General features: G+C 67.9%; 9 protein-coding genes and 1 pseudogene. 5 read left to right on the forward strand and 5 right to left on the reverse strand.

What is annotated here, in order from left to right; translation table 11 throughout:
• Positions 1-2: 2 nt before the first annotated feature.
• From sufD to CYU59_RS04135, 3 genes are read right to left on the reverse strand one after another with little or no spacing between them, the layout of a single operon-like run.
• On the reverse strand, positions 3-1,187 hold the full coding sequence (gene sufD / locus CYU59_RS04125; RefSeq protein WP_292976168.1) for a Fe-S cluster assembly protein SufD: 1,185 nt from the start codon (positions 1,185-1,187) through the stop codon (positions 3-5).
• A complete protein-coding gene (sufB, locus tag CYU59_RS04130) occupies positions 1,187-2,641 on the reverse strand; it encodes a Fe-S cluster assembly protein SufB (protein ID WP_292976169.1) in 1,455 nt (484 codons plus the stop codon). The genes sufD and sufB overlap by 1 nt, the downstream gene beginning before the upstream one ends.
• Positions 2,638-3,450, reverse strand: coding sequence for a metalloregulator ArsR/SmtB family transcription factor (locus CYU59_RS04135; protein WP_292976172.1), 813 nt, complete (start codon positions 3,448-3,450; stop codon positions 2,638-2,640). Before CYU59_RS04135 ends, sufB begins: the two co-directional genes overlap by 4 nt.
• Before the next feature lie 236 nt (positions 3,451-3,686).
• Here CYU59_RS04135 and mptB point away from each other — a divergent pair, with 236 nt between their 5' ends.
• From mptB to CYU59_RS04155, 4 genes are all read left to right on the forward strand, one after another.
• The gene (gene mptB / locus CYU59_RS04140; protein ID WP_292976195.1) at positions 3,687-5,390 is read left to right on the forward strand and encodes a polyprenol phosphomannose-dependent alpha 1,6 mannosyltransferase MptB; all 1,704 of its coding nucleotides are present in this window, start codon (positions 3,687-3,689) and stop codon (positions 5,388-5,390) included.
• Entirely contained in the window at positions 5,387-6,331 is a 945-nt protein-coding gene (locus CYU59_RS04145; RefSeq protein WP_292976174.1) for an ABC transporter ATP-binding protein, read from the forward strand. The genes mptB and CYU59_RS04145 overlap by 4 nt, the downstream gene beginning before the upstream one ends.
• Before the next feature lie 49 nt (positions 6,332-6,380).
• Positions 6,381-7,157, forward strand: coding sequence for an ABC transporter permease (locus tag CYU59_RS04150; RefSeq protein ID WP_292976176.1), 777 nt, complete (start codon positions 6,381-6,383; stop codon positions 7,155-7,157).
• Positions 7,158-7,305: 148 nt separating this feature from the next.
• Positions 7,306-8,250 (forward strand): heme A synthase, encoded by a 945-nt coding sequence (locus CYU59_RS04155; protein WP_292976179.1) that lies wholly within the window; start codon positions 7,306-7,308, stop codon positions 8,248-8,250.
• Here CYU59_RS04155 and CYU59_RS04160 read toward each other — a convergent pair.
• Positions 8,200-8,874 (reverse strand): hypothetical protein, encoded by a 675-nt coding sequence (locus tag CYU59_RS04160; protein WP_292976198.1) that lies wholly within the window; start codon positions 8,872-8,874, stop codon positions 8,200-8,202. The two genes, CYU59_RS04155 and CYU59_RS04160, sit on opposite strands and share 51 nt — an antisense overlap.
• Positions 8,875-8,905: 31 nt before the next feature.
• On the opposite strand from CYU59_RS04160, the gene CYU59_RS04165 reads away from it, so the two are divergent.
• Positions 8,906-9,886 (forward strand): quinone oxidoreductase, encoded by a 981-nt coding sequence (locus CYU59_RS04165; RefSeq protein WP_292976181.1) that lies wholly within the window; start codon positions 8,906-8,908, stop codon positions 9,884-9,886.
• A gap of 6 nt (positions 9,887-9,892) precedes the next feature.
• Here the strand turns inward: CYU59_RS04165 and CYU59_RS04170 are convergent.
• Positions 9,893-10,007: pseudogene (locus CYU59_RS04170) on the reverse strand (WXG100 family type VII secretion target); the annotation flags it as partial.

Genomic DNA, 10,007 nt, shown 5'->3' on the forward strand with positions numbered 1-10,007 from the left:
GGTCAGTTACTTCTCGCTTCAGTGATCGCTAGTTCTCGTTCAATGGCTTCGGTCAGGCGTTCGCGCACGGCGGGGACGGCGATCTTCGCGATGATCTCGTTGAAGAAACCGCGCACCACCAGACGCCGCGCCTGCGCTTCGGGGATACCGCGGGCACGCAGATAGAACAGCTGCTCGTCGTCGAATCTTCCGGTGGCACTGGCGTGTCCGGCGCCGGCGATCTCACCGGTCTCGATTTCCAGGTTGGGCACCGAATCGGCGCGGGCGCCGTCGGTCAGCACCAGGTTGCGGTTGACCTCGAAGGTGTCGGTTCCCTCGGCCTCGGCGCGGATCAGTACGTCGCCGATCCAGACCGTGTGCGCATCCGGCTTCTTGGAATCCGGATCACCTTGCAGCGCACCCTTGTACAGCACGTCGGATTTGCAGTTCGGCTGTGAATGGTCGACCAGCAGCCGTGCTTCGAAGTGCTGACCGTCGTCGGCGAAGTAGGTGCCCAGCAGCTGAGCGTCACCACCGGGGCCGTCGAAGCGCACGGTCGCCGTGGTGCGAACCAGATCGCCGCCCAGCGTGACGTTGACGTGCCCCAGCACCGCATCCTTACCGAGGCGGGCGTGGTGGGAGCTGACGTGCACTGTGTCGTCGGCCCAGTCCGCGATCCAGATGACGCCCAGGCCCGCCGAATCGCCGACGATGATCTCGACGTTGTCGGCGTAGGTGCCGCTGCCGCGTAGGTCGACGACGACGATCGCCCGCGACAGTTCCTCCACGCGGATCTGCAGGTGCCCGTAAGCCACCCCGCCCTCACCGGGCCCGGTGACGGTCACCTCGATCGGCTCTGCCACTTCGGTGTCGCGTGCGACCGTGACGACGGTCGCCGAGTTGAACGACGAGAAGGCCTGAGCGGCAACACGATCGGCGGGAACACCACCCTGACCGAGGCGCTCGTCACCACGTCGCACCGATTCGACGGTGACGCCCGGCCGCTCGGTGACCTCGATCGTCGCGGTTCCGGTCGCCGGGGCGGAGCCGTCGTGCAGCCCGCGCAACCGCTTGAGCGGAGTGAACCGCCACAGCTCGTCGCGGCCGCCCGGAACCTCGAACGCGTTGACGTCGAACGAGGAGAACAGCTCGCCCTTGTTGGCAGCGGCGAGGGCCGAACCCTCGACCGCCTCAGTCAATCCCGTCACTAGCCGACCGAGCCTTCCATCTGCAGCTCGATCAGCCGGTTGAGTTCGAGGGCGTATTCCATCGGCAGTTCCTTGGCGATCGGCTCGACGAAGCCGCGCACCACCATTGCCATCGCCTCGTCCTCGGTGAGCCCGCGACTCATCAGATAAAACAGCTGGGTGTCGCTGACCTTGGACACGGTGGCCTCGTGACCCATCGTCACGTCGTCCTCGCGGATGTCGACGTACGGATAGGTGTCACTGCGGCTGATCGTATCCACGAGTAGCGCATCGCATTTCACGCTCGACCGCGATCCGTGCGAGCCCTTGTTCACCTGAACCAGCCCGCGGTAGGAGGCGCGACCGCCGCCGCGAGCAACCGACTTGGACACGATGTTGCTCGAGGTGTTGGGTGCCAGGTGCAGCATCTTGGCGCCGGTGTCCTGGTGCTGGCCCTCGCCGGCGAATGCGACCGAAAGCACCTCACCCTTGGCGTATTCGCCGGTCATCCAGACCGCCGGGTATTTCATCGTGACCTTCGACCCGATGTTGCCGTCGACCCACTCCATGGTGGCGCCGGCCTCGGCCCGCGCCCGCTTGGTGACCAGGTTGTAGACGTTGTTGGACCAGTTCTGGATGGTCGTGTAACGGCAACGGCCGCCGGGCTTCACGATGATCTCCACGACCGCGGAGTGCAGCGAGTCGCTCTTGTAGATCGGCGCGGTACAGCCCTCGACGTAGTGCACGTAGGCGTCCTCGTCGACGATGATCAGCGTCCGCTCGAACTGGCCCATGTTCTCGGTGTTGATCCGGAAGTAGGCCTGCAGCGGGATATCGACGTGGACCCCCTTGGGCACGTAGATGAACGACCCACCGCTCCACACAGCGGAATTCAGCGCCGAGAACTTGTTGTCCCCGGCCGGGATCACCGTTCCGAAATACTTCTGGAACAGCTCCGGGTGCTCACGCAGGCCGGAGTCGGTGTCCAGGAAGATGACGCCCTGCGCTTCGAGGTCCTCGCGGATCGAGTGGTAGACCACCTCGGACTCGTACTGCGCCGCAACGCCGGAAACCAGGCGCTGCTTCTCCGCCTCGGGGATGCCGAGCTTGTCGTAGGTGTTCTTGATGTCCGCGGGCAGGTCATCCCAGGTGGCGGCCTGCTTCTCGCTGGACCGCACGAAGTACTTGATGTTGTCGAAGTGGATTCCCTCGAGGTCAGAACCCCAGTTCGGCATCGGCTTGCGCTCGAAGATGCGCAGCGCCTTGAGCCGGTGCTCCAGCATCCACTCCGGCTCGTTCTTCTTGCCCGAGATGTCGCGCACCACCGCCTCGGACAGTCCGCGCTGCGCGCTGGCGCCAGCCACGTCGGAGTCGGACCACCCATAGCCGTAGCGGCCCAGCGACGCGATCGTCTCTTCCTGGGTCAGCGTCTCGGTGGGTGTGACCGCCTTGGCGGCCTCCGGGGTGAGGGTCATTGCGACACTCCTTTGGTGCTCGTGGTTGCTTCGGCACGGGCTGTGCGCCGAAGGTCAGTCGATGTGGCTTCCGCCGTGGCGAGCGGCACGTGGGTGGTGCAGGCGCAATCGCCGTTGACGATCGTTGCGAGCCGTTGCACGTGAGTACCCAGAACCTCCGCTATCGCCTGCTGTTCGGTTTCGCACAACTCCGGGAACTCCTCGGCGACGTGCGACACCGGGCAATGATGTTGGCAGATCTGTACGCCGTGGATGGGACCGCCCACCTGTGTGGTGGTCGCGACGTAGCCGGCCTTGGACAGCGCCCCGGCGATCCGCTCCGCTGTCGCCTCGATCTCCTCGTCGGCATCGGAGTCGGCCGCCACGACGTCGGACAGGATCGAGTCGATGCGCTGACGGGCGAAGCTGCGTACCGCCTCTTCACCGCCGATCGCGCGGAGTTGACGCATCGCGGCCGAGGCGAGGTCGTCGTAGCTGTGGTCCAGCTTGCCGCGACCGGTCGGGGTCAGCCGATAGCGCTTGGCCGGGCGGCCCCGTCCCGCTTGCTGCCATGGCGCGGCGGGTGCCGACTCCGCTTCGCCCATCTCGATCAGCACGTCGAGATGGCGGCGCACTCCGGCGGCCGACAATCCGAGTTGTTCGCCGATCTGCCCGGCGGTGATCGACCCGGACTCCAGCAGCAGCCGAATGACGGCACTGCGAGTCTGACCGTCGTGCGTCGCGGCAGCCGCGGCTGCTTCGACGCTGGGGACGGCGGGCGATAATTCCACAACACCAGTGTGACGCAATTCCGGGAGCGGGTCTAGCAAGGTTACCCTCTGCCATGGTTGCGCTGGTCACACCTGACCACTTCGGCACCACCCGGGCGGTCGGTCACACGACGGCGACCCGCTGCGCCCGGCTCCGCCGCGCTGGCGATCGCCGCTACTACACGACGGCGACCCGCTGCGCCCGGCTCCGCCGCGCTGGCGATCGCCGCTACTACACGACGGCGACCCGCTGCGCCCGGCTCCGCCGCGCTGGCGATCGCCGCTACGCTGCTGTGATGGCAGACCGCCACCACTCGCTGAGTTCGTCGATCGCCAGCCTGCACGGCGACGAGCTCGCGGTGGGCCAGCCACTGAATGACGCCGAGGAACGCGCGCTTCGCCGGACCCGGGTTTTCGGTGCCACCGGCACGGTGCTGATGGCCATCGGAGCGCTCGGCGCCGGGGCCCGCCCGGTGGTCCAGGATCCCACTTTCGGTGTCCGGCTGCTCAACCTGCCGTCGCGGATCCAGACGGTGTCGTTGACGATGACCACTACCGGCGCGGTGATGATGGCCCTGGCCTGGCTGATGCTCGGCCGGTTCGCGCTGGGCAAGCGGCGGATGTCACGAGGCGACCTGGACCGGACCCTGCTGCTGTGGGTGCTGCCGTTGCTGCTCGCTCCCCCGATGTTCAGCAAGGACGTCTACTCCTACCTGGCACAGAGCCGGATCTGCTGGCTGGGCCTCGACCCGTACCGGGTGGGGCCGGCGACCGGACTGGGCCTGGGTCATGTGTTCACTCTCTCGGTGCCCAGCCTGTGGCGGGAGACGCCGGCGCCCTACGGCCCGCTGTTCCTGTGGGTGGGCCGTGGGATTTCGGCGCTGACCGGCGAGAACATCGTCGCCGCCGTGTTGTGTCACCGGCTCGTGGTGCTGCTCGGGGTGGGACTGATCGTGTGGGCCACCCCGCGGCTGGCGCGTCGCTGCGGCGTCGCCGAGGTCAGCGCGCTGTGGCTGGGTGCGGCCAACCCGCTGCTGATCATGCATTTGGTCGCGGGCATCCACAACGAGGCGCCGATGCTGGGACTGATGCTGGCCGGCACCGAGTTCGCGCTGCGCGGCGTCGACTCCACCAGACCGCTGTGGCCACGGCCTTGGCCGCGGGCCAGTGGCGACCGGGCCGACTGGACGCCGCTGGTGATGTTGCTCAGCGGGGCCGTGCTGATCGCGCTGTCGTCGCAGATCAAGCTGCCCTCGCTGTTGGCTCTGGGCTTTGTGACGATGGCGCTGGCCCAGCGATACGGCGGCGGCGTGAAGGCCTTTCTGTTGTCCGGCAGCCTGATGGCGGGGTTGTCGCTGGTGGTGATGGCGGCGGTCGGCTCGGCCAGCCGGTTGGGTTTCGGCTGGATCTTCACTCTGGGCACCGCCAACGTGGTGCGCAGCTGGATGTCGCCGCCGACGCTCATCGCGCTGGGCACCGGACAGGTCGGGATCCTGTTGGGGTTGGGCGATCACACCACCGCCGTGCTGTCGCTGACCCGTGGCATCGGCGTCCTGATCATCGCCGTGTTGGTCGCCTGGCTGCTGTTGGCGGTGCTGCGAGGCCGCCTCCACCCGGTCGGCGGGCTCGGTGTCGCACTCGGCGGCACGGTTCTGCTGTTTCCGGTGGTGCAGCCCTGGTATCTGCTGTGGGCGATCATCCCGCTGGCGGCCTGGGCCACCCGCCCGGGATTCCGGCTCGCGGTGATCATCGTGACGATCGTGGTCGGCATCTTCGGCCCGACCGCCAACGGCGACCGGTTCGCCTTGTTCCAGATCGTCGACGCGACAGTGGCCAGCACGATCCTGGTGCTGTTGCTGATCGCCATCACCTACGACCGGCTGCCCTGGCGCCCACTGATCGCCGAAGAACTCACCGCCTCCGCGCCCGGCGACCTGACACCACCTGACCAGGCCGCTCAGCCCGATCCCCGGCCCGACGCTTACGCTCAAACGTCGTGAGCCCAGCATCTGATACCCCGGTGCGGCTGCGCGGGGTGTGTAAGCAATACGGCTCGGGCGCAGGCGCTGTCACCGCCGTGTCGCAGCTCGACCTCGAGGTGCACACCGCGGAGGTGCTGGCGTTACTCGGCCCCAACGGCGCCGGGAAGACCACGACGGTCGAGATGTGCGAAGGGTTCGTCCGCCCGGACGCCGGCAGCATCGAGGTGCTCGGGCTCGATCCGGTCGCCGACAACGCTCGCCTGCGGCCGCGCATCGGCGTCATGTTGCAGGGCGGCGGCGGCTATCCCGCGGCGCGGGCCGGCGAGATGCTCAACCTGGTGGCGTCCTACGCCGCGGACCCGCTCGACCCGCAATGGCTGCTGGACACCCTGGGGCTGACCGAGACCGCCCGCACCACCTATCGGCGGCTGTCCGGGGGCCAGCAGCAGCGCCTGGCCCTGGCCTGCGCGCTGGTCGGCCGGCCGGAGCTGGTCTTTCTCGACGAGCCGACCGCAGGCATGGATGCCCAGGCGCGAATCCTGGTGTGGGAGTTGATCGATGCGCTGCGCCGCGACGGCGTGACTGTAGTGCTCACGACCCACCAGCTCAAGGAAGCCGAGGAACTCGCCGACCGGCTGGTGATCATCGACCACGGGGTGACGGTCGCGTCCGGAACACCGGCGGAGTTGACCCGCAGCGGCGCCAAGGGCCAGCTCCGATTCAGCGCTCCCCCGCGACTGGAGCTGTCATTGCTGACGTCGGCCCTGCCAGAGGACTACCAGGCGTCGGAGCCGACACCGGGCGAGTATCTGGTCGAAGGCGCGGTGGACCCACAGGTGCTGGCCACCGTCACCGCGTGGTGCGCCCAGATCAACGTGCTGGCGACCGACCTGCGGGTCGAGCAACGCAGCCTCGAAGACGTGTTCCTCGAGCTGACCGGCCGCGAGTTGCGCTCATGACCCGCGCCGGTCGGGTTGGCGGACACCGAGATGCCGAGGAGCGGCGCCCATGACCGAGAGCCATTTCGCCGCAGGCACTTTCGCGCCCAACCCGCAGCCCGCCCCGGTGCCCAAGATGCTGGCCGCGCAGTTCGGCCTGGAACTGAAGTTGCTGTTGCGCAACGGCGAACAGCTGTTGCTGACGATGTTCATCCCGATCACACTGCTGATCGGTTTGACGCTGCTGCCGCTCGGATCGTTCGGCGACCACCGGGCCGCCACCTTCACCCCGGTCATCATGGCTCTGGCGGTGATCTCGACCGCGTTCACCGGACAGGCCATCGCGGTTGCGTTCGACCGCCGCTACGGCGCCCTGAAACGACTGGGTGCGACGGCGCTGCCGGTGTGGGGCATCATCGCCGGCAAGTCAGCCGCCGTGGTGACGGTCGTGTTCTTGCAGTCGATCATTCTGGGCGCCATCGGGTTTGCGCTCGGCTGGCGACCAGAGCCGGCAGGACTGGCGCTGGGTGCGGCGGTCATCGCACTGGGCACCGCCGTGTTCGCCGCGCTCGGACTGCTGCTCGGCGGCACGCTGCGTGCCGAGATCGTGCTGGCGATCGCCAACCTGCTGTGGTTCGTGTTCGCCGGACTCGGCGCGCTGACCATCGAATTCGGAATGGTCGGTTCGGCGGTCAGGTGGGCGGCGCGGCTGACACCGGCCGGCGCGCTGACCGAGTCGCTGTCGCGCGCGATGAGTCTGTCCGTCGACTGGTTCGGACTGCTGGTTCTCGTCGTCTGGGGCACCCTGGCCGGCGTGGCCGCGCTGCGCTGGTTCCGGTTCACCTGAGCACTTCGGCGCGGGCACTTCGGCGCGAGCGTGAAAGTAGCGTCACGCCCGACGCCCACCGTGAAAGTGGCTTCACGCTCGCGGAGGTAATCGATTTCCGACCCGGCCCTACTACGGGACGTAGTTGTCGTTGCCCTACGATCGGGCGATGCCTGTCGGGCAATTCTTGAAGCACCTTTCCCGCCCTAGCCTGCGTACGCAGCGGGTGATCGCGGCGTTGGTTGTCGTAAGCCAGGGCGGCATCGCCGTTACCGGGGCGATCGTCCGCGTCACCGCCTCGGGCCTTGGCTGCCCGACCTGGCCGCAGTGCTTCCCGGGAAGTTTCACTCCGGTGGCCCATTCCGAGGTGCCCCGCATCCACCAGGCCGTCGAATTCGGCAATCGTCTGATCACCTTCGCCGTTGTGCTCACCGCGGCGCTGGCAGTGCTCGCGGTCATTCGCGCCCATCGCCGGCGCGAAGTGCTGGTCTATGCCTGGCTGATGCCGGCGTCGACGGTGCTGCAGGCGGTAATCGGCGGGATCACGGTGCGCACCGGACTGTTGTGGTGGACGGTGGCCATCCACCTGCTGACGTCGATGACGATGGTCTGGCTCGCGGTGCAGTTGTACGTCAAGGTCGGCCAGCCCGACGACGGAGTGCCCGATACCCGGGTCGCCAAGCCGCTGCGGATGCTGACCGTGCTCAGCGCGCTGACCCTGGCCGCGGTGCTGGTGGCCGGCACGCTGGTCACCGCCGCGGGACCGCACGCCGGTGACACCAGCCCGAACCGGACCGTGCCGCGGTTGCGCATCGAGATCCTCACGCTGGTGCACGCGCATTCGTCACTGCTGATCGCGTACCTGGCGCTGCTGGTCGGTCTCGGATTCGGCCTGCTGGCCGTGCGCGCGCCACGGCCGGTACTGACCCGATTGGCCGTGCTGCTGGCGGCGGTGTTCGGCCAGGCCGCGGTCGGGACGGTTCAGTTCTTCAGCGGGGTTCCTGCGGCGCTGGTCGCGGTACACGTCGCCGGAGCCGCGATCTGCACGGCGGCCACCGCGGCGCTATGGGCCTCGATGCGAGAGCGGACCCAGGCCCAGCCGGTCGAGGGCTGACTCGACGCACAGCGCAAAGCGACGCTGCGCGCTGTCGCGGGCTTCGTCGTCGAGTAACCGCCAACCCAGCGACGGCGCAACAAGATTCAGCTCTGCCAGCTCGGTGTCACCGGCGTCGGAGACCACGTCCGCGCGAGCATACAGCAGCTCCTCGACAGCGATCTCCAGGTGAGCGGCTGTGGCTTGCAGCGCGGCATGCCCGAGGTCCCACAGCTCGAATTCGGCGTCGACTGGTGACTGCTCGACGAATGCGTGCGACTGGATCCCGCCCAGGAACACCAGCGCGGTGCGGACCGCCGAGTCCGAGGGACGACGCCCCCTCAGCACCGGCACGCCCGCGCGGCCGAGGTCGCGCAGGTAACGCCGACCGGTGTTCCACGCGACGACGCCAGGCGGGTTGAGCAGATTGCGCACGCGCTTGGTCCACCCCAAAAACTCGGCGTGATCGCTGCCGTCGCGAAGGATCACCAGATCAGCGTCGAGGATGCGCGGGTCGTCCCAGGCCAGCCAGTGCGCATGCAGGCCGCGGGTACGTAGAGCCGCCACCAGTCCGCTGTCGTCACCTTCCGGCGAACCGGCCAGCACGATCCGCGGATGACGAATGTCAGGCCGGGCCAACTTCATGCGGTCTCCATGCTTGCGGATGATAGTCACCATGCACGCAATCGAAGTCGCCGAGAACGGCGGTCCCGAAGTCCTGAGCTACGTCGAGCGTCCAGAGCCGAGTCCGGGATCGGGTGAGGTGTTGATTCGAGCCGAGGCGATCGGCGTGAACTACATCGACACCTACTTCCGGTCCGGCGCCTACCCGCGCGAGTTGCCCTTCGTCCTGGGTAACGAAGTCGCCGGGACGGTGGCTGCCGTCGGTGACGGCGTGACCGAACACAGCGTGGGCGACCGCGTGGTGACCGCCGTCGCATCCTCGGGTTCATACGCCGAATACAGCACGGCACCAGCACGATTCGCCGCCCGCGTGCCCGCCGAGATCGGTTCGGAGATTGCCGCCGCCGCTTTGCTGAAGGGGCTGACTGCGCACTACCTGATCACGTCGGTGTACGCCGCGAAGGCGGGCGACACGGTGCTGGTGCATGCCGGCGCGGGCGGTGTCGGGCTGATCCTGACGCAGTGGCTGGCCCATCGGGGCGTCCGGGTGATCACCACGGTCTCGACGCCGGAGAAGGCCGAGCGGTCACGCCACGCCGGTGCGACGGAGGTGTTGGACTATCCGGGTGATGATCCGGCTGAATTCGCCGGCCGTATCCAGGATCTGACCGATGGGGCCGGTGTCCCTGTGGTTTACGACGGCGTCGGGGCGAGCACCTTCGACGCCAGCCTGGCCAGCCTCGCCGTGCGCGGAACCCTGGCGCTGTTCGGCGCGTCGAGCGGGGCGGTGCCACCTATCGACCCGCAGCGACTCAATGCCGCCGGCTCGGTGTACCTGACCCGGCCCGGTTTGGTGCACTTCACCCGCACCGGCGAGGAGTTCGCTTGGCGCTCAAGTGAATTGTTCGACGCGATCGGAGACGGCTCGTTGAATGTGGCGGTGGGCCACAGCTACCCGCTGGCCGAAGCTGCGCAGGCGCATCGCGACCTGCAGGGGCGTCAGACCGTCGGATCGATCGTGCTCACACCGTAGCGGTGGTTAGCCGCCCCACTTGGCGCCTTCGGCCGAGTCGCGGGCCAGCATCGAGGTGGTGTTGTTCTCGTGCGTGCTCGCCATCGCCCGATACGACAACACCAACTGCTCCAGCGCCTGA

The organism is Mycobacterium sp. (genome assembly GCF_002863225.1).
Lineage (GTDB): Bacteria > Actinomycetota > Actinomycetes > Mycobacteriales > Mycobacteriaceae > Mycobacterium.

Coding starts and splice junctions, on each gene's coding strand:
- sufB (WP_292976169.1), bottom strand. CDS start 2,641: ATGACCCTCACCCCGGAGGCCGCCAAGGCGGTCACACCCACCGAGACG.
- mptB (WP_292976195.1), top strand. CDS start 3,687: ATGGCAGACCGCCACCACTCGCTGAGTTCGTCGATCGCCAGCCTGCAC.
- CYU59_RS04150 (WP_292976176.1), top strand. CDS start 6,381: ATGACCGAGAGCCATTTCGCCGCAGGCACTTTCGCGCCCAACCCGCAG.
- CYU59_RS04155 (WP_292976179.1), top strand. CDS start 7,306: ATGCCTGTCGGGCAATTCTTGAAGCACCTTTCCCGCCCTAGCCTGCGT.
- CYU59_RS04160 (WP_292976198.1), bottom strand. CDS start 8,874: ATGAAGTTGGCCCGGCCTGACATTCGTCATCCGCGGATCGTGCTGGCC.
- CYU59_RS04165 (WP_292976181.1), top strand. CDS start 8,906: ATGCACGCAATCGAAGTCGCCGAGAACGGCGGTCCCGAAGTCCTGAGC.